A 19,985-nucleotide genomic window follows, 5' to 3' on the forward strand; every position below is an offset into this window, starting at 1 on the left:
CTTCCTGAAACTTAGTCGCATCAGCAGCGTTATCTAGTTTGAGTTTAGCTTTGACCGTTAGACTTAGTAGCATTTTAATCACCCCTTCCTCTTATAGTTATTATAACTTATACAACAACTACAAAGGAAGAAATGTGCTCAAAATAGGCACATATTTATAAATCATTTGAGTTCTTCAAACTCAATCGAAATTCCTCACGGGATTGAAATCCCGTGTCTCCTTTCCGATATTTTCATGAATAAATTATCTATATTATTCATTCGAAGAAAGTGGCGAGTACGATGGCAACCTCAAAAGAAGCTCTGGATCAAGCAGCTTACAAAATATTTTCAGAAAAAGGCTATAAGCATACCAATATTGCTGAAATTGCCAAAAGTGCCAACATGGCCGTGGGGTCGTTTTATAAATTTTATAAATCAAAAGAAGCTCTGTTTATAGCGCTTTATGTCCAGGAAAATGACCGGGTCAAACAGCAATTGAAGTCGCAAATTGACTGGGAAGCCAAACCGGCAAAAGTTATTGATCAGCTGGTGACCACTGGGCTGACGATTGGGGCGGACAATCCAATTTTGGCGGAAGGGCACAACCCTGATCTCGCAGAGGACTTAACCGCCTACTATGAGGCTGAAACTGGTGACGACCAGGAGACCTTGGCCCAATTTCTAAACAAAACCCTGGTGACCCAGCTACACCAAGCTCAGTTGGGCAAGAAGAAACGTAAAGCCTTCTTAAGTGTTTATGACCTATTGGCCAATATGCCGACCCCAACAGACCCACAGGACTTGCCGGCCTACGACGAAACCCGCAAGAACCTGGTTAAATATTTTGTGAAGGGTATTTTGGCATAGGGGACCATTGCAACAAGGCCTAACCAGGCCAGCTAAAAAGGCGTGAACGAATCCGATATTATATTCATCCATGCCAAACATTAGCCCTGATTACCAGGGAAATGACCCTTCAAAATAACGCTGCACTAAGCCTGATTCTACCAAGCCACCGGCCCATGGGTGTTGGTGAAAGTCGCCGTGCTTTGATTGTCAGGGTCTGTGGCCAAAGCCACCGTTTGGGCTACACCAAAATCTACCGGCTTGGCGCCCATGGCCTTGGCTTGATCAGGGGTGACCCCGCCGAACTCGGTGGCCACCATCCCTGGGTCAATGGCATTCACCGTAATGGGCAGCCCCGCCTGTTGCAATTCCTTGGCCAATTGCACCGTATACATATTTAGCGCGGCCTTAGAAGACTGATAGCCCACCGCACTGGCCCGGTAAACCTCAGATTTCGGATTTAAAGCATTGGTAATGGAACCCATCATGCTGGAAATGTTGATGATTTTAGCTTGGGGTGTTTTTTTCAGCAAAGGCAGCAGCTGCTGCGTCACATCGATCAACCCAAAATAATTCAAATCAAAATCAGCTCGCAAAGCCGATTGCAAAATTTCGGAAGGCTTTTTCTGGGCATCGAAAACCGCCCCAGCATTATTAATCAAAATGGATAAATAGCCATATTTGTTGGTGATTGCCGCAGCCGCTTGCCGGACAGAAGTGGGATCAGTCACGTCCAGTTGCAAGACGTCCACAGAAATATTGGCAGCGGCTAATTGCTTTTGCGCCGCTTGACCCTTTTGCAGGTCCCGGCTTCCTAAAATAACCTGCTGGCCCTTTTGCGCCAACTCCTCGGCAATTTCCAAACCCATCCCTCGGTTAGCCCCGGTAATCAGTGTGATTGTTGCAGTTTTTGTCATGATTAAAGTCCCCTTTGTTTGATTATGGACAACTATAGCATGCTGGTGTTAGACTAGCGCAAATGAATGTCAGGAATGGAGGTGGATTTTTTCATGAAGACCATTAAAGCCGTTGCCCAAAAGTATGAAGTAACTTATGATGCTTTGCGTTTTTACGAAAAGGCAGGCTTGTTGCCGCCAATTCAACGAGATCAGCAGGGTCGGCGGGTATATTCGCCGACAGATTTGGCAGAGCTAGACAAACTACTACATTTGCGAAAACTTGGAGCCTCCGTGCAGGAAACCAAAGACATGTTAGCACTATTTCATAATGACAAACCGATGTTGGCCAAATATGATGCCGGCATTCAATTATTACAACATTTAGACGCTGATTTGGATAAGCGGATTGCCGAAATCCAGCAGCAAAAAGATTTTTTAAATGAGGCAAATTACAAGTTTAATCCGAACAAGCCCGGAATCTTTCAATGGCAGTCTGTTGATGATGTATTTTTAATGGTCGTTGATTAATTAGTTCAAGTGCTGCTAGGATCTCATCAGTCGTTACTTGGCTAAAATTGGTCTTTTTCGGGAAGAACCAGCGTAACCGTCTATTAAAATATTCATTGGAACCTCGCTCCCATGGTGAATATGGATGGCAAAAATAAACTTTGATCTGATAATCCTGTTCTAAGGCCTGATAATTGGCAAACTCTTTACCATGATCAACAGTAATGGATTTTACTTGGGGACCGAAGGCCCCCATAAACTTGCCAAAGGCGGTGTTTAGAGCCTTAGCCGTTCTATTAGGGGCTTTGATGGCCCATAGAAGTCGGGTCTTACGTTCTACGAATGTAACCAGACATGATCGTGACTCACTTCGACTAGAAAGCACCGTATCTACTTCCCAATGACCAAAAGCTAACCTTTGATTAACAGTTGTTGGCCGTTGTTCGATGGAAGTCCCACTTGTAAATTTCCCACGATTTTCGCTCACTCGGTGCTGGCGGACATTCCGATTGGGTAGATCAGTCAATTTGAAGGGGAGCCAGCCACGATTAAGCCAATTATAAATTGACGCAGTGCTCAAGTTATAAGCGGCCGCAATGGTTTCTGGTGACCAGGTTAATCGTAAGTGATTGGTAATTAAAGTCGCTAATGCTGCCGTCAGCATCGAACGACGACCGCAATTCCGCCTTTTGCGATCTGCATCTTGCTGAGCTAATTCTGGATCATAAGGTTTAACCCGGTCCAACTCATAGCTAATCGTAGCTTTGGCGACGCCTAAGGCGTCAGCCATTACTTGGTAAGATTTATTCCCCTCATTGACCAGTTGTGCTAGTGCGCCACGTTGAAAACGTGATAAAGTAGATGTACCCAAAGTAATCACTCCCTATATTGGTTGGAATTAGCTACTACCATTGTAAGTGATTGCTTTGGGCTTTTTAATTTCTGTTCGGATTAATTATAGAATTTGCCATGATAAAATTGCTCATCTGAACCAACTTAAAGCTGAGCTAGGTTAATACTTAAAAATAGCCTAAAAACTTCGGGAAATCGCAGGATTAGATTGAAATTTCTATTCCTCAAAGGAAATCTCAAAAACTGCCATTATGATTGAACATTTCTGAGATATATAGTAATATAAAAGCATAAAGAAAGACCCAGATTGCTTCAACAATCGGAGCCTAGCACAAAGCCGTTTTGGAAACGGTGACCAGTGATAAGACAGAATAAGCCATCCTAAGCAACGGGCAAAGTTACTAGTAGGACGGCTTTTTTTATTTCTCTTTTTTGGTGATTGCAGCGACCGGAAGGCCGAATGCAATCATCAAGGACAATGCCTCAAAAACTGTGATGATGCTGCGAAACCTTTCATGAAACCCAAGTGTCTCAATAAACGTTTAATACTCATTACCTTACTCACCAGCTTATTGGCTGGCCTAGCTTTATTCAGTCCCATCCCAACGGCTCAAGCCGCCAGTAAAACCGTCACCTTTGCGGCTACCGGCACCAGTTTTCCCACCGCCTACAAAGCCAATAACAAATTAGTAGGCTTTGACGTGGAAGTAGCCAACACCGCCGCCAAGCGCCTGGGCTACACCCCCAAATGGATCACTGGCTCCTTTGACGGTCTGTTCGGCCAGCTAGATACCGACAAAGTGGACACCATCCCCAACGACGTGGCCATTACCCCAGAACGGGCCCAGAAGTACTACTTCACCACCGTCTACAATAAAGAAGACACTACCGTGGCCGTGAAGAAGAGTGCGCCTTACAAGACCCTCAAAGATTTAGAAGGTAAAAAAGTCGCTGGTGGTGCTGAATCCAATAACACGACCAATCTCCGTAATTACGATAAAAAAATTGATTTGGTGACTTTTGAAGGTCGCGATGACATCTACCAAGCCTTATTAGCTGGGCATGTGGACGGGGTGGTCAATACCCGCACCAATCTAAATGCCTTGATCAAAGAAAAGGGCTACAAGTGGAAAGTCCTCAAAGGCCAAGCCAAGAGCGTAGATGTGGCCCTGCCATTTAAAAAAGACGCCCGGGGCAAGAAATTACAACAGCAATTCAGCAAAGAATTAAAAGCCATGATCAAAGATGGCACCATCAAGAAGCTATCCAATAAGTATTTTGGCTATGATATTACCCCTAATTTGAAGGCTTAAAGGCTCAAATTGTAGGGCCAGTTTTAAAAATTGCCCGTTTTTAAAATATATTGTAATATAATATTAACAACAAAAAGCCCTAGATTGGCCCAACAATCTTGGGCTAGTACCAAGCCGTTTCAAAAATGGTGAGACCCTTCAGAAATTTTCCCATATTCCACTGAACAGCACCTCATCAGTAAACGGCTGCCCATCAAAAGACCGCAATCCCAGAAATCACTGGGATTGCGGTCTTTTTTCATTGGAGCTCATTTGCCATTAGGAATCGCCTGAATAAACTCGTCGATCATGAGCACGAAACTTTCATCGGCGTCAAAGCGTTCTTTTTGAAAATAACCTAGCTGGTTCAGCACAATATAGCCATTTACCAAGCTGCGGAAGGCGCGATTTTTGATGATGAGTTCTTGCTCGGTCAGGTCAAAGGATTGGAGAATTTTAGTAATGATGGCGTTGTTTTGCCGGCCAATTTTGGTGAGTTCGGGGCTGTCGAAGTTGGGGATGGTGTTGAGTAATTCATAAACACTTTGATAGTCCTGGGCAAATTGCCGGTAAACCAGGGCATAGGTCTTCAGCGCCGGCCCGCCGCTTTGACCCAGGAGCGCCTCAATTAAACGCTCGTGCAACTTGGTGTGCAGGTCGATGGCCGTTTGAATTTTCAAATCCGTTAAATTTTTAAAATGATTGTATAAGGAAGGGGGCTTAATAGCCAGCCGTTCCGCAATTCTTGGGAAGGTCACTTTGTCTAACCCCAGCTCCTGGGCCAAAGCAATATAAGTGGTCACAATTTTATCCCGGGTAAGATCGCGTTTTGTCATAAGCATTGCCTCATTTTTTGATGAACTTTTAACTATAGTTTACCACAGGTCACTCAATTTAACTACCAAGAATAGTTGACAAACTACGAATAGTAGTTTAATATTTTGTCAGTAGAAAAGAGGCAGTTTTATGACAACACCAAATACTAATGTCAAGGAACGGCCGGTTTGGCGGCGCAATTTGAAGATCCTGTGGTTTGGAACGTTCATGACCGGCGTGGGCGGCAGTATGATCTCTCCGTTCTTATCGTTATTTATTGATACGCTGGGTCATTTTACCCGGGCTCAACTGAGTTTACAAAGTGGGCTGATTTTTGCCAGCACCTATTTGATGACCGCCATCGTTTCCCCGTTTTGGGGCAAGTTAGCGGACACCAAGGGCCGTAAACCGATGCTGCTAAGAGCCAGTCTGGGTATGGCCATCACGATTTTTGCCATGGGTTTTGTCACCCGGACTTGGCAGCTGTTAGGCCTGCGTTTACTGCTAGGGGCGTTTTCTGGTTTTGTCAGCAATTCCGTGGCCTTAATGGCCGTCAGCACCCCCAAGAAATATGCCGGCCGGGTGCTAGGGACGCTCTCCACGGGGATGGTGGCCGGCACCTTGCTGGGACCCATTGTGGGTGGGGTCATCGTGAATCAAACCAGCTACCGGGCTACCTTTTGGATCACCGGGGTCATCATGTTGCTGGTCTTTATCCTCACGGTATTTTTCGTGAAGGAACAATTTACCCCCCAAGCCAGCGCTAAAACTGGTTCCCTGAAGTTGCTGGCCCATTTGCCCAGCTTAAAAGTCATCATCAGCATGCTTTTGGTCACCTTAGTCATCCAGTTGACCGATAAATCCATCATGCCGATTTTAAGTCTCTACGTCCGCCAGCTGGTGCATGATCCCCACCAAGTCACCATCATCAGCGGTATCGTGGCCTCAGCCCCCGGCGCCGTCATGATCATCACCGCGCCCATCTTTGGTCGGCTAGGGGACAAGTATGGCCAACATCGCATCTTGCTAGGGGGCATTTTACTAGCCTTGACCCTGTACATCCTCCAAGGTTTTGCCACCAGCATCGTGGCCGTGATCATTTTAAGATTGCTGGTAGGGGTCAGCGATTCGGCCCTCGCCCCCAGTGTGCAAATTATTTTGTCCCGGTTTGCCCCAGCTACTGCCACGGGCCGGATTTTCAGCTACAATCAAATGATGCAGTCCATCGGCGCCGTCATTGGGCCCTTGGCCGGGTCAGCGGTAGCAGCTTACTTCAGCTATCAAACTGTCTTTTTAGTGGCCGCTGGTTTTATCCTGTTAAATTTAATCAATTATGTGTGGAACGCCAAAGCACTACGGGCCGCTTAACCGGTACCTAGTAATTTAAGCCAGCCCAGTTTATATATGGAAGGAATAATGCAATCCCATGACATTCGACCTGAACTTGACCCTTAGTAAAACCGCCCTGGTGGCTATTGACCTGCAACAAGGTATCCTAAATACCCGGCAATTGCGACCCAACGCCAACCAACAAGTGCTCACCGCCGCCAATCAAATTGCCGCTAGCCTCAAAAACACCGCCGCGCTAATTACCTTGGTGAACGTAGATGCGGCCACCATGGGCTATCTCCATCCCTTTGACCACCAAGTTCGCCACTATCCAGCGGATTTTGGCCAATTGGCCATGGCCATCGCCGCAGATGAAACCGCCCAAAATGTAATTCGAGTCACCAAACATAATCCCGGCGCCTTCTTTGGTACGGATTTAGACCTACAATTGCGGCGCCGGAAAATTGATACGATTATTCTAACCGGCGTGGTCACCACCAACGGCGTCTACGCCACAGCCTTAGATGCTTTTCAATACGGCTATCGGGTGATCTTAGTGGCTGATGCCTGCGCCGATCGGGACGCAGCCCTCCACGACACCTTCATCACTAAGCTATTTCCCAAAATTGCCAGGGTTGCCAATACCGCCCAAGTATTACAAGCCTTAGCCACAGCCAAAAAATGACATCACAAAAATAACCCAATCTCAGAAAATACCTGGGATTGGGTTATTTGTTTAGTACATTAGGTCACCAAAGTCTATTTAAAATTAGTCATGTCGCTTTCTTTGACCGTAGTCCGGCCATCTTTAGCGGCATTTTGAATCGCTTGGGTGATGTCTTGGTTGGACCAAGCTGCCGTATCCACACCTTGGGACTTTAATTGATCCCGGGCTGTTTGGATTTGTTGGGCCGTGACCGCTTTGCCGTCCACGGTATTGTCGCTGCTGGTGTATTCACCACCACTGGCAGCTTTAGATTGTTCCGCAGCCGGGGCATCGGAACTGCTGGTGGCCGCTGCTGAAGTTGAACTGCTAGAAGCTGTGGTGCTAGTGGCTGGCACTTGGGACATGGTTTGGCCGCTCTTAGCCGCATTGGCGCTGTTGTTAGACTTCAACGTCAACGCATCCAAGCGGATATCCGCGTAAGCATCCTGGCCGATATAGTCTTGGGAAAGTAACTGGGATAAATTCGCGTCCGCCTGTTCCACATTCCCCTGACTGTAGGCCGTTTTCGCCGTGTCATATAACTTGGACAAAGATTTCCGGTTCTTCACGATGGTGTTGACCCGATTGGTTAAGGTCTTAGCCTTGCTGTTCATTGCGCTTAAGCCATCAGGCGTGTTGGTGACGATCTTCAAGTTGGCCAAGGCCTTGCTGAAGTCCAGATCCGTGATGTTCTTTTGGGCATCAGCCAGGGCCTTAGCTTGTTTGTTGTAGGCGCTGGATTTTGGATCGTTGGTCTTGATTTGCGAAGCCGTCTTATAGTAAGCCTCAGCTTGGGCGAATTGGTCGTCGCTGACGGCCTTTTTACCATTGGCCAGAGCCGTGTCGTAAGTCCCGTTATTGGTACTCTTAGACTGAGAACTGTTGCCGTTACTACAGCCGGCTGCTACTAATAGTAGTGCCGCGCTGGTCAGCAACATCATAATTGTTTTCTTCATTATAGGGGAAAACCTCCATTAAAATTTCGTACAGGGCTATTATAACATGGCAAAGCAGCCAGGAAAAATCCGACCCCAGACTCAGAAGCCCGTGGTATGATGGAAGTATTACAAATCAACAAGGGGAAGAAATGCATGAAACTAAGTCGCAAATTGCTTATTAGTCTGATCACGGGGATGGTCCTGGGGGTCATCGGCAGTATGATTTATTACAATATGATCATCGTCCCCCGGAATCAGGCCACCCAGGATCGAATCGTGGCCGAAAAAATGGCTAAAAATCGGGCTTATTATAAACGAGAATTGGCCCAGCAAGAAACGAAGTTAGCCACTGGCAATCAAAGTGACCCCCGAGTGGCCAAAGCCGTGGACAAATTGACGGCCGCCCAGCGCACCAAAATCGAAGGTCTGCTCAACGACAGCCATTTCACCGGCACAGCGTTGCTGTATAAGAAGGGCCAGCCGGTGTATCAACAGGGGTTTGGCTATGCGGACTTCAGCAAAAAACGAAAAAACGATTATAATTCGCTGTTCCAGTGGGCCTCTGTTCAAAAATCCTTGACCGCAGTTTTGTTAATGAAGCAAGTTGAATTGGGCAAGGTGAAGTTGTCTGACAAGCTCAACCGTTATTACCCGGCGGTTCAGGGCAGTGATCAAATCACATTGCGCCAGATGCTGAATATGAATTCTGGCTTATCCATGGGGGTCCAACAGCTGACTTACGCCAATAAGGATGCGAAAATCGTCAATTTCGCCGTGGACCATGCTATTTTTCAACCTAATCAATTGAATCAATGGCAATATGCCCCCGTGAATTACGTCTTGTTAGCGGGCGTCATTGAGAAAATCACCGGGAAGAGCTATGCAGCCTTAGCCAAAGAACAGGTCTTTAAACCCTTAGGTCTGAAAAATACCGGCTTTATGCCTAATTTTGCCAAAGAGCCCAATCGCACGGTCCCTTACAACAGCCAAAAGGGGAATTTGGATGCTTATACCCAGCCCATCAACATTACGCCCATCAGCTATAATCGGGAGCTGGGCACCGGCAATATTTACTCCACGGCCGGGGACTTATTAAAGTTCCAACAGGCGGTGATCGACGGTCAAATCATCGACAAGAAGTCCTTGGCGACATTGCGCAACACCACTGGGGGCAATTATGGCGGTGGGGTTTATAATTATGACAAACATATTTATTCCCACGGCTTTGTCACCGGTTATGAAGCTACGGTATACTTAAAGAAAAATGGCAAGTCCGGGCTGGTTTTACTGAGCAATCGTTATTTATATAACGCCAGCTCTAAGAAAACCCGGGCCTTGACCAATAATATTTACAAAGCCTTAATGGCAGATTGAGCGTAGGAGGAAACAAGTATGGCTAGAAAAATTGGATTTATCGGCACCGGGGTCATGGGTACCGGCATGATCAAGAATTTATTAAAGGCAGGTTTTCCGGTGACGGTGTATAACCGCACCAAAGAGCACGCCAAAGCCGCCATCGCCGCCGGGGCCACTTGGTTGGACAGTCCCGCCGAAGTGGCGCAGGCTACTGAAGTGGTGATCACCATCGTGGGCTTTCCTAAAGACGTGGACCAAGTCTACTTTGGCAAAGATGGGGTGTTTGAAGGCATTCACAGCCAACAAACCCTGATTGATATGACCACCACTCGGCCGGATATTGCCCAACGCATTTATGCCACGGCCAAAGATCGCCACATCACCGCCCTAGACGCGCCAGTATCCGGCGGTGACCTGGGGGCTAAAAACGGTAATCTCACCATCATGGTAGGTGGGGATAAAGCTGATTTTGAGGCCAACCAGGACATTTTTGAGGCCATGGGCAGCAACATCAATTACTTTGGCCCCGCCGGCAGCGGCCAACGTGTGAAAATGGCCAATCAAATCATGGTGGCCGGGACTATGACGGGGATGGTGGAGATGTTTGTCTACGCCAAACAAGCCGGCTTAGACCTGGAAGCCGTCATGAATACCGTGGGTTCCGGTGCCGCCGCCAACTGGTCCTTAAGTAACTACGGCCCCCGGATTTTGAAGAACGACTACACCCCCGGCTTTTTCGCCAAACATTTCTTAAAAGACCTGCGCATTGCCCTGGACAGCGCTGACGATATGAAGATCCAACTCCCCGCCACCGAACAAGCCGCCGAATTATATCGGGTGCTGGTGGAAGATAAAAAACTGGGGAACGATGGGACCCAAGCTTTGATTAAGTTGTGGTGGCACTAGAAAAAACACGAAGGTGATTAATTATGCCCATGCGCCCAAAAGTAACGGATATTGATGCATATCTCAAACTCCAAACGCCCAATGCCCAACCAATTCTCAAAAATCTGCGGCAACTCATTGCCCAAACCTTGCCAGCTGCCCAGGAGACCATCAAGTATGGCTTGCCATTCTTTATGATTGACAAACGTTATGTGAGTTTAGCAGCTTTTAAAGCTCATGTGTCAGTGGCAATTTCTGAGGATTTAACGCCAGCTCAGTTGCAAAGCGCTAAAGCAGCGGGTTATGCCACCGGGCAGAAACGGCTGAACATTGCCTTTGACCAGCCGATTCCTGAAGAATTGGTACGAGCTATTATTTCGAATATAAAATAAATTACGCGAAGATGCCTTTGGAATTTTTTAAAGGCATCTTTTTTTGGCAATATTGGGATAAGCATGCAAGACCACGTAAAAAGGGCAATCCCAGCACCACCCGGGATTGCCCTTTAACATACTTTTTAATGCCCACTGGTAACCTTGATGCCAATGATCCCCACCACCAACATGGCGATGAAGACCCAGGTCAAGGCTGGCAGGGAGTCCTTGAAGAAAACCACACCCACGATGATGGAACCCACGGCACCGATGCCGGTCCAAATGGGGTAAGCCAAACTAATTGGCAAATGTTTCACAGCCAGGGCCAAGAAGACCCCGCTTAAAATCAAGCCCACCACTGTGGCAGCGGCGTACCAGAAATTCGTAAAACCGTGGCTGAGTTTCATGGTCGTAGCCCACACCACTTCAAATGCCCCGGCGATGATTAAATAAACCCAAGTCATACTAAAAACCTCCAAAAATTAAAATAAAAAAAGAGGTATCCCCAAAGCGCTACGAGACCTAAAGCGCTGGAGCCTACCTCTATCACCCGGTGGTGATTCAATGTTTTTATTCTCTCAACAAAATCTCCCCCTGTCAAGTCCTGGGTTTGTTATAATAAAACTAACTATACGAGGAGGGTGACGAATTGTTTCTACTATTCATTAAAATCACGGCTATCTTCACAGCCCTGGGCTTGATTCCCCTGATTTATGCGGGAGCAGTCCTCATTAAAAACAAATTACGAAAGCGCTTAAAGTGGCTGGTCATCACCGCCATTATCTTATTTGCCGTCTTTGGCATTATTTTCTATGTGCAATTACCACCGCAGACCCTACTGACTTTGATTTTGTGGAACCTCACCGCCTTTACCATCATGGCGGCCTTAGGGGCCTTGTTCCTCATCCAAGGGGAGTTGCCTAAGATCAATGTGAAAACCATGCGCAATCCCACCCAGCGGGCCCAGTTCGTCAACCAAGATGTCCCCAGCCGCCTGCCCAAGTTTGTGGGCTTAGGGATTGGCTTGTTGGTCCTGACCTTTGCTGCCAGTGCTTTGTTAAACATCGTCAATGCCAAAAGCATTGCCAACACCGTGGTGATCAATGCCAAAACTAACATCAAGGCCGCACCTATGCCGGAAATCAGTCCCAAGAGTAAGGAGATCCCGGTGGCCAATTCCACCACCACCATCCGCAATCAAATGCAAAACTCCTTATCAAATGTGCCCAACTCCAACGTCTATAGTCTAGATCACCTGCGGGCCCAGCTCTATCACGGCCATTTAAGCTACGTGGCTCCCTTAGACTTTGACGGTTCTTTCTTCCGCTACTTACATTATAAAAAGGTGGATGGCTACTTCCTCACCGACGCCACCAAAAAAGACGCTTCGCCGAAATTTGTGAACACGGCCATGTATTACACCCCGTCCGCCTATTTCGCCCACGATGCCAAGCGGCGCCTGTACGCCTACACCTCCGGCCACAACCTGCGCATGGATGGCAATGCCCCCCAACTTGAGGTCAACGAAGCCGGCCGCCCTTATTACGTGGTGTCCCTGTACAAGGCTTACGGCCTCACCAACAAGCCCAACTACGGCAAGAAGTGGGTAGCCACCATGGACGCCAAGACCGGGGTCGTCAAGCTCTACACCGTGAAAAATAAACCGAAGTGGCTAGACGTGGCCATTGATCCCACTTTAGCTAGTTGGCAGTTGGCTTCTTGGGGCAGTGACCGTAACGGCTGGTGGAATGCCCATGGTTTTGGCGGCTCTCAATCTGGCGTCATGCAATCCGTTAGCGATGTGGGAACGGAAGGGGAGGATGACAACATTACCCCGATTGCATACAAGAACAAGATCTACTACTTCGCTTCCATGACCAGTGTCAACCGCAGCCAAACTTCCGTGTTAGGTTACACCTACGTGGATGCGGCCACCGGCGCCACCCATTATTACAAGGAAAACGACGAAGCCATGACCCCCACCCGGGCCAACAGCTTAGCGGAAAACCGCATGAAACAGACCCAGTGGAAAGCTAACATGCCCCTGTTATATCGCATCGATGGCAAACCCACTTGGGTGGTATCCATGGTGGACGAAAACGGCGCCTTCATGTCCTACGTTTACCTCCTAGCTTCCGGCAACGGGACGCAAAACACCGTGGCCGTGGGTACCGATGCCAAACAAGCCCTCAGCAAATACCGGGACCTGTTTAGCACCGGCATCGACACCGCCAGCGCCAGCCAAAGCGGCACCTTGAAGCAATTCAAAGGTACCGTTTCCCGGGTAGCGGCCAGTAATAACACCGTGAACTTTATGATCAATGATCAAGCCTTTATCTTCAACATCTCCTTAAACAAATATCCCTACGCCCGCTTCCTCCAAGCCAACGACCAAGTGGAATTCTCAGCTTACGTCAATGGCAACAGTGGGACAGTAGGCAGCAAATTTACCAACAACACTTTTCAAGTACCCATAAAGTAACCAGCAAAAAAGCCAATTTCTAAGCGCCTAACGCGTCTGGAAATTGGCTTTTTTTATTATTCGCAACTAAATTTTAAGATTCCTTTGTAGCCGGATGTTCCTGGACATAAACAGCCCGGTTCAACTCATTTTCATCCGCCGCAATGGCAATGGCGGTGGTGGTGTCGCCCACCACGTTCAACACCGTGCGGAACATCCCCGAGAACCAGTCGATCCCCGCTAAAATCGCGATACTTTCCGTGGGCAGGCCCAAGGTGGGCACCACGATGGTCAAGGCCACTAAGCCCCCACCAGGTACCACCACCGTCCCCAGGCAAGCAATTACCGCCAGCACCACGATTTTCACCAAGGCCAACAGGGTCAAGGACATCCCGTACAACTGGGTCAAGGTGAAGCAGGCCAGAGCCAAATACATGGCCAGCCCGTTACTGTTCAAAGCCATCCCTAAAGGCAGTACCAGTTGACTGATGGACTGGCTGACCCCCAGGCGAGCTTGCGCGTCATCCAGCTCCACCGGCAGGGCAATGGCCGAAGACGTGGTGGTGAAGGCAATCAAAATGATCCGAGTGAACCCCTTGATCAACCCCCGCAGCGGCACTTTGGCATACCAGCTGATAAAGGCAAACAAGCCCATCAAAAACACTAAGCTGCCCAATCCAAAGGCCATGAGAAACTTCAACAGGGGTAAAATAATTTTCAAACCGCTGGTGGCCGTCACCCACGCCATGAGGGCGGCAATTCCTAAAGGGGCAGCCTTCATCACCAGCATGACTAACTTCACCGTTAACTGGTTCACTTGTTGGACTCCCGTTAAAATCGAATTGAAGGCCCCGTGGCGATTGGCTTGATTTAACACGATGCCAAAGAGAATGGCAAAAATGATCACTTGGATCACATTGCCCTTGGCCAAGGCGTCAAAAATGTTGGCGGGGAAGAAGTTCAAAATGGTTTGGCTGATATCACTGGGGGCCTTGGCGATTTTGGCACTATGGCTCAGCTGGGCTAAATGCAGCCCAGCCCCAGGATTTAACAAGTAACCCATGGCCAGGCCTAAGATGGCGGCCAGCAGGGTGGGCCTAAAAACCAGCCGGCGGTTTTGGCCCCTAAGCGGCCCAAATCCTTGGCGGCTAGGCCACCGATGGCTTCAATGACGGCACCGAAAATCAGCAGGACCACTGCCATTTGGATCAAGCGTAAGAAGATATTGCCTAAGAGCTGGATCCCGGCAATTTGGGGACCAAAGACTAATCCCACCCCGGCACCTACCACCATGCCCAGGCTGATTTGGCTGGTTAAACTTAATTTTCTCATCCAACGAACCTCCTCAATAAGCTTGGCGGTACAGACTAGCCGTTAACAATTGCACCCCAGCTAATAAGTCCGGTGTAGCCGTGGCTTCTTGAGGAGCATGGCTGATGCCCTGGATGCTGGGGACGAAGATCATGGTGGTGGGGGTGACTTGGGTCATGATCTGACTGTCATGGCCGGCCCCGGAAGCCAGCTGCAAGTGTTTAAGCTGAAGTTGGTCCGCCAGGTTGGCGTTTTGCGCCAGCAGTTGTTGGTCTAATTGCACCGGTGGGATATTGGCCCAGCGACTGACATGGATTGTCAGGTCAGTTTCGGTGAATAATTCAGCCGTATTGGCCATGAGGGTCTCGAAATTGTCCAGTAAAGCCGTGTTGGTATGGCGGCAGTCCACGCTAAAGACCACTTTGCCGGGGATGACGTTCACCGTGTTGGGTGTCAGGGCCAATTCCCCCACGGTGAAGGTCAGCTCGGGACTTACCGACTGGGCCAATAAGCATAGCCGATTGATGAATTGTACCGTGGCCTGCAGGGCATCGTGACGCTGGGCCATGGGAGTAGTCCCCGCATGGTTGGCCACACCGGTAACTGTTACCGTATAACGGCGTTGCCCCACGATGGCGGCCACCAGGCCAATTTGGACCTGGGCGGCGGCCAGTCTTGTGCCTTGTTCAATGTGCAGTTCCGTGAAGGTAGCCGGCAATTTTGGCAGGGTTCGCTGAATACCGGGACCGGTAAGTTGTTGCACAGCGGCGGTGCGGGCACTGTCAAAATCTAGGCCGTCTTTATCCTTTAAACCCGTGGTATTTTCAATTCGGGCATAGTGCTTGGAACCACTAAAGGTAGTGGGGAAGCGGCTGCCTTCTTCTTCACTAAAGGCGATCACCCGCAGCGTTTTCTTGGGTTGCCCCAGGGTTTGCTTGAGGGTTATCAGGGCTTGCAGGCCACCCAGAACCCCATACAGCCCATCTAAAGGCCCGCCTTGGACCACCGTGTCCATATGGGAACCCGTGGCAATGATCGTCTCTGGCTGGGTACTGCCTACTAGATCCAGGTAAACCGTGCCGTAGTCATCTAAAGTCACGTTCAAACCTAGGTCCAAGCCCCACTGAAGCAGTTGCCCTTGAGCCGCTATCCAGCCGGGGGAATACACCAAGCGGTTTTGCCCGGCGGTATCCGGAGACAGGCGGTTGATCGTGTCTAAATGCTGGGTCAATTGCACCATAGCTACGTTAAAGTCCGGCAATGTCCTAGCGGTTGGGTCGATATTATCAGTGGCCATGGCTAGGCTTCACTGACGCCGGTCAGTGGCGAAGAGGCCACGGCGCCATGTTCGATGACCCGACCAGGTTTAGCCAAGAAAGCTTTGCGGCCGGCTTGCACGGCTAGTTTGAAGGCTTCAGCCATTAAGGGGATGTTCCCAGCGGTAGCCATAGAGGTATTAGCCATCACGGCACTGGCGCCCATTTCCATAGCTTCGGCGGCTTGGCTAGGCCGACCGATACCAGCATCCACGATGATGGGCACGTCAATTTCGTCAATGAGAATTTGAATTAGATCCTTAGTAGCTAGCCCCTTGTTGGTGCCAATAGGTGCCCCTAACGGCATGACCGTCGCCGCCCCAGCATCTACCAATTGCCGGGCCACATTTAAATCAGGCAACACGTAAGGTAAAACGGTGAAGCCTTCTTTCACTAGCACCTCGGTGGCTTTCAGCGTTTCATAGTTATCCGGCATCAAATACTTCTTATCCGGCACAACTTCAAGTTTAATAAAATCACTGCCGCTAAGTTCCCGAGCAATCCGGGCGGTGCGAATGGCTTCCTCAGCGTTAGTGGACCCGGAAGTATTGGGCAGAATCGTGACGTCCTTTGGAATGTAGTTCAAAATATTTTCTGCCTCGGTGTTGGTCCGGCGCAGGGCCATGGTAATAATTTGGGCGTCGGCATGGTTCACCGCGGAATCAATTAAATCATATGAGTACTTCCCAGAACCTAGGATAAAACGGGAAGTGAAGCTGTGACCACCAATGATTAGTGCATCTGTATTTGTCATGTATGTATCCTCCTATAAACAAAACGTCAATAGCTGTTTTATTTGTCATCAAAACGAAACTGCTCTTAAATCTCAGTTTCCCCTAAAATCAAGCGGGCAATCATGTTGGCTTCATGCCCCGCACAGATCATCACCCGGGGGGCCATTAAACCTTCCGCCCCCTTAGAAGTACCGTCACCGGCGATATATAGGTTGGGCCGGGGATGCTTGGTGGTGATGGTGTTGGAACTGTGGATCCCCGCCATGCCAGTGCCCATCACCAAAGGTTTGTCCGGGTAAAATTCCGTGGCCGCCTCCAGTAACATGGCCTTAGCCGCGGGATTATCAAAGGCCTCACATATAATGTCAGCTCCGGCGAACAGGTCTTGGACATTCTCATGGGTGACCTTCGTCTGTACCGTATCAATGGCCACAAAGGGATTAAACTCCTGTAAATTCTGCTTCAACGCCGTGACTTTGGGCATGTCTAATTGACTCAATTTGAATTGCTGGCGATTGAGATTGCTCAATTCTACCGTGTCAAAGTCGATCAAGGTCAAATGACCCACACCAATTCTAGTCAAGGCAATGGCAATGTTCGACCCCAAGCCCCCAGCCCCAGCGATGGTCACATGGGCTCCCGCCAGTTTTGCGGTGGAATCACGGACGTTACGTTCTTTCATACCGTTATAAACGGCTTCATAACTCAAACCTTGTATTTCTGGTTGTGTCTCACTCAAAATATGAACCTCCTAGCCGCCACCGACGAACGAAATCAATTCCAGCTTGTCATTTTCTGCCACCAAGGTGACATCAAAGTCGGCCCGATGGACAATATCCCCATTACGCTCCACCACGATATTTTCCAATGGCGCCCCGCGCTGGGTTAAAAACTCAGTGATAGTTTGACCGACTATCCCAGTTTCTGTTTGACCATTTACGATCACCATACAAAAAACCCCTTTCTTCAGACACCGAAGAAAGGGGTGGGGGTTGGCATGATTGGCAAAACGGCCATTTTGAGATTTCGATTCACAGCCAAAGAAAAAAGCCTTCCTTTGTTGCGAAAAGAAGGTTTGGCAGTCATCTTAAAGTCAATACGACCCACTCGCGCTTCCTTCGGCAGTACAAACTACATCAGGTTCGATGGGTATAATCTCAGCCGAATGTCGGCACCCCAGACGAATTATTCAATTAATAACAGCCAAACTTGGCTTATCCTTATTTATAACGATTTCAATGCCCGTTGTCAAGTTTAAAAAATAAGGCTTTCATTTTGCCCGTTGAATCAGTACAATTGGGCCATTACGAAATCAATGCCATTTGGAGGACTGACCATGGACTTACATAACCGCCCCTTATACTTAGTCACCGATGAAACCCATTTAACCCCAGCCGCGTTTTTACAGCAAATTGAGCTGGCCTGCCAAAGCGGTGTCAGCTTAGTGCAGCTCCGTCAAAAAACCGGCAGCAGTTTAGAAATCTACCAACTGGCCCAACAAGTCAAAGCCATCACTGACCGCTATGACTTACCCTTGATCATCGATGACCGCCTGGATATCGCCCAGGCGGTAGCTGCTGCCGGGGTGCACCTGGGCCAAAGTGATCTGCCTGTGGCCATTGCCCGCCAAATCCTGGGTCCTGAAGCCATCATCGGTGCTACTGCCAAGACCTTAGCCCAAGCTCAAACTGCCGCCGAGCAAGGGGCGGATTATCTAGGGGTCGGGGCGATTTTTCCCACTACTACCCACGTAAAAACCGTCCACACCAGCGTAGCCACTTTAGGCGCCATTAAACAAGCGGTCCCGATTCCCGTGTATGCCATTGGCGGCTTAAAGGCCGACAACGTGGCCGCCATCGCCCCAGCCAAAGTCAACGGCGTGGCGGTGGTCTCCGCCATCATGCAAGCTAAAGACGCCGCCAGTGCCACCAAAGCCTTACGGGCAGCTGTGGATCAAGTGGTCGTGCCCGGCTAGTCACGTTAACAATGTCGGATTTAACCACCCAAAAAGCCGGCCCCTGACAGCGGAAACTGTCAGCAGCCGGCTTTTAAAATCCCAATAGAAAACAAAAAGCCCCCCTACCGATCGGGAGACTTCTGCAATTATGAGCGATTCAGTAACGAATACCAAAGTAAAGTATATACGAATTCTCCAAAAAAAGAAACCTTTCTTGGCCAATTTCAAAAATAAATCCTAAAAAACTTAAATCATGTTCCGAAAATATTTTTCAGGATCCTTATAAACCTTAAAATAACGCCATTTGTCAAAAAATGCAAGCCAAAGTTGCCAAAATTTCACCCCCAGGTGTTACTAGTATATGTAAGGCAAGTCAGCTAGCGACAAGCATTACAAAAACCACTAAAAACAGACCTGGAGGTTACAACATGGATTTGAATTGGAACAGCACGACTTTAAACTACACACTACTGGGGAAACACTACAAAGATGGTCAAAAAGTCTGGACTTTGAAACACGTGGTGGCTGACCCTGATCCCACCTTGGTGGATCAAATCGGCCAAACCCTGGCCAGCTTAGGCGTCGGTGATACCTTAGGGGACAGTGAAATCGTCACCCGCCAATCCGTCGTGACATCATCAGCCGAATAAGAGGAGGACTATTATAATGAAGCAATTACAAATGAGCTTTAACAACAACGAAGGCAAGAAGACAAATCTGGTCTTAGCCGAAGTCAAACAAGATTTAGACGCTGAGACGGTCAAAGGGGCGATGCAGCAACTTACAGACTCTCAATTATTTATTAAAGACGGTGTCTCATTATATGCTGAAGTCTTGGGTGCAAAGTACGTGGAACGAATTGTCACCGAAGTCTTTGAAACACCAGCCACCGCATAAACGCATACGTTGTTATTTAATTCTAGCAATTGAGCTATATTTAGTGATCTGGATTCGGACCCAACTCAACCTAATCTAAAAAATGAAAGCGCTTTTCAGTGTGAAAAACTGAAAGGCGCTTTTTTGCGAATTAGCCTAATAATCGTTAAAATGGTCATTGAAAGGGATCGCGATTAAATTTCAAAAACTGAAATAAATAACACCCGTATTCTATAATGATTAAAAATAATAAAAAAATAATCATGTAAACGCATGTAAGCGTCAAACAATCACTTTCGTAACATTCTCGCAACAATACTTAGACAGGCACAGACGAATGGCGCTGTATCACTGTTAGCCATCGTACAAGTCCTCTTGTTAATATTAAAAAATCATTTCAAATAAAAAAATGTATTAAAAAGAGTTCACAAATATGGCTTTTTATTGTAGAATTACAGTGTTGGTAAATGATTGACCAACATAGTTATGAGCAAACCTGAATTATTCACTCATAATAAAATAAAAGACGTAACTCCTTGAGTTACGCC

At 48.2% G+C, this 19,985-nt stretch carries 24 protein-coding genes and 1 riboswitch; of the genes, 12 read left to right on the forward strand and 12 right to left on the reverse strand.

What is annotated here, in order from left to right; translation table 11 throughout:
• Positions 1–282 precede the first annotated feature (282 nt).
• Positions 283–849, forward strand: a complete 567-nt coding sequence (locus FC83_RS12375; RefSeq protein ID WP_035455096.1) for a TetR/AcrR family transcriptional regulator — start codon at positions 283–285, stop codon at positions 847–849.
• A 137-nt stretch (positions 850–986) separates the two neighbouring features.
• Here FC83_RS12375 and FC83_RS12380 read toward each other — a convergent pair whose 3' ends face one another.
• Entirely contained in the window at positions 987–1,745 is a 759-nt protein-coding gene (locus FC83_RS12380) for an SDR family NAD(P)-dependent oxidoreductase (RefSeq protein WP_035455093.1), read from the reverse strand.
• A gap of 93 nt (positions 1,746–1,838) precedes the next feature.
• On the opposite strand from FC83_RS12380, the gene FC83_RS12385 reads away from it, so the two are divergent.
• On the forward strand, positions 1,839–2,255 hold the full coding sequence (locus tag FC83_RS12385) for a MerR family transcriptional regulator (protein WP_052004923.1): 417 nt from the start codon (positions 1,839–1,841) through the stop codon (positions 2,253–2,255).
• Here the strand turns inward: FC83_RS12385 and FC83_RS12390 are convergent.
• Positions 2,185–3,105, reverse strand: coding sequence for an IS30-like element ISLsa1 family transposase (locus FC83_RS12390; RefSeq protein ID WP_011373852.1), 921 nt, complete (start codon positions 3,103–3,105; stop codon positions 2,185–2,187). The two genes, FC83_RS12385 and FC83_RS12390, sit on opposite strands and share 71 nt — an antisense overlap.
• Positions 3,106–3,505: 400 nt before the next feature.
• A complete protein-coding gene (locus tag FC83_RS17620; protein WP_420805631.1) occupies positions 3,506–3,622 on the reverse strand; it encodes a putative holin-like toxin in 117 nt (38 codons plus the stop codon).
• Here FC83_RS17620 and FC83_RS12395 point away from each other — a divergent pair.
• On the forward strand, positions 3,602–4,399 hold the full coding sequence (locus FC83_RS12395) for a transporter substrate-binding domain-containing protein (RefSeq protein ID WP_035455090.1): 798 nt from the start codon (positions 3,602–3,604) through the stop codon (positions 4,397–4,399). The genes FC83_RS17620 and FC83_RS12395 overlap by 21 nt on opposite strands.
• Positions 4,400–4,647: 248 nt before the next feature.
• Here the strand turns inward: FC83_RS12395 and FC83_RS12400 are convergent, their stop codons facing one another.
• Positions 4,648–5,214 (reverse strand): TetR/AcrR family transcriptional regulator, encoded by a 567-nt coding sequence (locus FC83_RS12400; RefSeq protein ID WP_035455088.1) that lies wholly within the window; start codon positions 5,212–5,214, stop codon positions 4,648–4,650.
• Positions 5,215–5,344: 130 nt separating this feature from the next.
• Between FC83_RS12400 and FC83_RS12405 the strand changes: the two genes are divergently transcribed.
• Both FC83_RS12405 and FC83_RS12410 read left to right on the forward strand, forming a co-directional pair.
• Complete coding sequence (locus tag FC83_RS12405; RefSeq protein ID WP_035455086.1) at positions 5,345–6,562, forward strand: MFS transporter; 1,218 nt, start codon at positions 5,345–5,347, stop codon at positions 6,560–6,562.
• A 58-nt stretch (positions 6,563–6,620) separates the two neighbouring features.
• Positions 6,621–7,208: an isochorismatase family protein gene (locus tag FC83_RS12410; protein WP_035455078.1), complete on the forward strand. Its 588-nt coding sequence runs from the start codon at positions 6,621–6,623 to the stop codon at positions 7,206–7,208.
• A gap of 74 nt (positions 7,209–7,282) precedes the next feature.
• Here FC83_RS12410 and FC83_RS12415 read toward each other — a convergent pair whose 3' ends face one another.
• Positions 7,283–8,185: a hypothetical protein gene (locus FC83_RS12415; protein WP_035455076.1), complete on the reverse strand. Its 903-nt coding sequence runs from the start codon at positions 8,183–8,185 to the stop codon at positions 7,283–7,285.
• 96 nt (positions 8,186–8,281) lie between these two features.
• On the opposite strand from FC83_RS12415, the gene FC83_RS12420 reads away from it, so the two are divergent.
• From FC83_RS12420 to FC83_RS12430, 3 genes are read left to right on the forward strand one after another with little or no spacing between them, the layout of a single operon-like run.
• Positions 8,282–9,541 carry a serine hydrolase domain-containing protein gene (locus tag FC83_RS12420; RefSeq protein ID WP_081763163.1) on the forward strand — a complete coding sequence of 420 codons (1,260 nt, stop codon included), beginning with the start codon at positions 8,282–8,284 and terminating at the stop codon, positions 9,539–9,541.
• 18 nt (positions 9,542–9,559) lie between these two features.
• Entirely contained in the window at positions 9,560–10,429 is an 870-nt protein-coding gene (locus FC83_RS12425) for an NAD(P)-dependent oxidoreductase (protein WP_035455073.1), read from the forward strand.
• Between the two features lie 23 nt (positions 10,430–10,452).
• On the forward strand, positions 10,453–10,800 hold the full coding sequence (locus FC83_RS12430) for an iron chaperone (RefSeq protein WP_035455072.1): 348 nt from the start codon (positions 10,453–10,455) through the stop codon (positions 10,798–10,800).
• A 125-nt stretch (positions 10,801–10,925) separates the two neighbouring features.
• Here the strand turns inward: FC83_RS12430 and FC83_RS12435 are convergent, their stop codons facing one another.
• Positions 10,926–11,246 carry a DMT family transporter gene (locus FC83_RS12435; protein WP_035455071.1) on the reverse strand — a complete coding sequence of 107 codons (321 nt, stop codon included), beginning with the start codon at positions 11,244–11,246 and terminating at the stop codon, positions 10,926–10,928.
• 185 nt (positions 11,247–11,431) lie between these two features.
• Here FC83_RS12435 and FC83_RS12440 point away from each other — a divergent pair, with 185 nt between their 5' ends.
• Positions 11,432–13,264 (forward strand): COX15/CtaA family protein, encoded by a 1,833-nt coding sequence (locus FC83_RS12440; protein ID WP_052004919.1) that lies wholly within the window; start codon positions 11,432–11,434, stop codon positions 13,262–13,264.
• A gap of 73 nt (positions 13,265–13,337) precedes the next feature.
• Here FC83_RS12440 and FC83_RS12445 read toward each other — a convergent pair whose 3' ends face one another.
• The 6 genes from FC83_RS12445 to thiS form a co-directional block, all read right to left on the reverse strand.
• Positions 13,338–14,306, reverse strand: a complete 969-nt coding sequence (locus FC83_RS12445) for a dicarboxylate/amino acid:cation symporter (protein WP_269083190.1) — start codon at positions 14,304–14,306, stop codon at positions 13,338–13,340.
• A gap of 8 nt (positions 14,307–14,314) precedes the next feature.
• A complete protein-coding gene (locus FC83_RS17565; RefSeq protein WP_268744885.1) occupies positions 14,315–14,575 on the reverse strand; it encodes a cation:dicarboxylate symporter family transporter in 261 nt (86 codons plus the stop codon).
• Positions 14,576–14,588: 13 nt separating this feature from the next.
• Entirely contained in the window at positions 14,589–15,851 is a 1,263-nt protein-coding gene (locus FC83_RS12450; RefSeq protein WP_236700839.1) for a hydantoinase/carbamoylase family amidase, read from the reverse strand.
• A 2-nt stretch (positions 15,852–15,853) separates the two neighbouring features.
• Entirely contained in the window at positions 15,854–16,624 is a 771-nt protein-coding gene (locus FC83_RS12455; RefSeq protein WP_035455070.1) for a thiazole synthase, read from the reverse strand.
• A 65-nt stretch (positions 16,625–16,689) separates the two neighbouring features.
• The gene (gene thiF, locus FC83_RS12460) at positions 16,690–17,343 is read right to left on the reverse strand and encodes a sulfur carrier protein ThiS adenylyltransferase ThiF (RefSeq protein WP_082622592.1); all 654 of its coding nucleotides are present in this window, start codon (positions 17,341–17,343) and stop codon (positions 16,690–16,692) included.
• A gap of 12 nt (positions 17,344–17,355) precedes the next feature.
• The gene (gene thiS / locus FC83_RS12465; RefSeq protein ID WP_035455067.1) at positions 17,356–17,553 is read right to left on the reverse strand and encodes a sulfur carrier protein ThiS; all 198 of its coding nucleotides are present in this window, start codon (positions 17,551–17,553) and stop codon (positions 17,356–17,358) included.
• Positions 17,554–17,699: 146 nt separating this feature from the next.
• Positions 17,700–17,793: riboswitch (TPP riboswitch) on the reverse strand.
• Positions 17,794–17,940: 147 nt separating this feature from the next.
• On the opposite strand from thiS, the gene thiE reads away from it, so the two are divergent.
• The 3 genes from thiE (at position 17,941) to FC83_RS12480 (ending at position 19,458) form a co-directional block, all read left to right on the forward strand.
• Entirely contained in the window at positions 17,941–18,579 is a 639-nt protein-coding gene (thiE, locus tag FC83_RS12470; protein ID WP_035455060.1) for a thiamine phosphate synthase, read from the forward strand.
• Positions 18,580–18,989: 410 nt separating this feature from the next.
• The gene (locus FC83_RS12475; RefSeq protein WP_035455057.1) at positions 18,990–19,211 is read left to right on the forward strand and encodes a hypothetical protein; all 222 of its coding nucleotides are present in this window, start codon (positions 18,990–18,992) and stop codon (positions 19,209–19,211) included.
• A gap of 16 nt (positions 19,212–19,227) precedes the next feature.
• A complete protein-coding gene (locus tag FC83_RS12480) occupies positions 19,228–19,458 on the forward strand; it encodes a DUF2922 domain-containing protein (protein ID WP_035455054.1) in 231 nt (76 codons plus the stop codon).
• The last annotated feature ends 527 nt before the right edge of the window (positions 19,459–19,985 follow it).

The organism is Agrilactobacillus composti DSM 18527 = JCM 14202, from assembly GCF_001436375.1.
GTDB classification, from domain to species: Bacteria; Bacillota; Bacilli; order Lactobacillales; family Lactobacillaceae; genus Agrilactobacillus; species Agrilactobacillus composti.

Bases quoted from the DNA above. Each gene is read 5' to 3' on its own strand.
- FC83_RS12375 (WP_035455096.1), top strand. From the start codon at position 283: ATGGCAACCTCAAAAGAAGCTCTGGATCAAGCAGCTTACAAAATATTT.
- FC83_RS12380 (WP_035455093.1), bottom strand. From the start codon at position 1,745: ATGACAAAAACTGCAACAATCACACTGATTACCGGGGCTAACCGAGGG.
- FC83_RS12385 (WP_052004923.1), top strand. From the start codon at position 1,839: ATGAAGACCATTAAAGCCGTTGCCCAAAAGTATGAAGTAACTTATGAT.
- FC83_RS12395 (WP_035455090.1), top strand. From the start codon at position 3,602: ATGAAACCCAAGTGTCTCAATAAACGTTTAATACTCATTACCTTACTC.
- FC83_RS12400 (WP_035455088.1), bottom strand. From the start codon at position 5,214: ATGACAAAACGCGATCTTACCCGGGATAAAATTGTGACCACTTATATT.
- FC83_RS12405 (WP_035455086.1), top strand. From the start codon at position 5,345: ATGACAACACCAAATACTAATGTCAAGGAACGGCCGGTTTGGCGGCGC.
- FC83_RS12410 (WP_035455078.1), top strand. From the start codon at position 6,621: ATGACATTCGACCTGAACTTGACCCTTAGTAAAACCGCCCTGGTGGCT.
- FC83_RS12415 (WP_035455076.1), bottom strand. From the start codon at position 8,185: ATGAAGAAAACAATTATGATGTTGCTGACCAGCGCGGCACTACTATTA.
- FC83_RS12420 (WP_081763163.1), top strand. From the start codon at position 8,282: ATGATGGAAGTATTACAAATCAACAAGGGGAAGAAATGCATGAAACTA.
- FC83_RS12425 (WP_035455073.1), top strand. From the start codon at position 9,560: ATGGCTAGAAAAATTGGATTTATCGGCACCGGGGTCATGGGTACCGGC.
- FC83_RS12430 (WP_035455072.1), top strand. From the start codon at position 10,453: ATGCCCATGCGCCCAAAAGTAACGGATATTGATGCATATCTCAAACTC.
- FC83_RS12435 (WP_035455071.1), bottom strand. From the start codon at position 11,246: ATGACTTGGGTTTATTTAATCATCGCCGGGGCATTTGAAGTGGTGTGG.
- FC83_RS12445 (WP_269083190.1), bottom strand. From the start codon at position 14,306: ATGGGTTACTTGTTAAATCCTGGGGCTGGGCTGCATTTAGCCCAGCTG.
- FC83_RS17565 (WP_268744885.1), bottom strand. From the start codon at position 14,575: ATGAGAAAATTAAGTTTAACCAGCCAAATCAGCCTGGGCATGGTGGTA.
- FC83_RS12450 (WP_236700839.1), bottom strand. From the start codon at position 15,851: ATGGCCACTGATAATATCGACCCAACCGCTAGGACATTGCCGGACTTT.
- FC83_RS12455 (WP_035455070.1), bottom strand. From the start codon at position 16,624: ATGACAAATACAGATGCACTAATCATTGGTGGTCACAGCTTCACTTCC.
- thiS (WP_035455067.1), bottom strand. From the start codon at position 17,553: ATGGTGATCGTAAATGGTCAAACAGAAACTGGGATAGTCGGTCAAACT.
- thiE (WP_035455060.1), top strand. From the start codon at position 17,941: ATGGACTTACATAACCGCCCCTTATACTTAGTCACCGATGAAACCCAT.
- FC83_RS12475 (WP_035455057.1), top strand. From the start codon at position 18,990: ATGGATTTGAATTGGAACAGCACGACTTTAAACTACACACTACTGGGG.
- FC83_RS12480 (WP_035455054.1), top strand. From the start codon at position 19,228: ATGAAGCAATTACAAATGAGCTTTAACAACAACGAAGGCAAGAAGACA.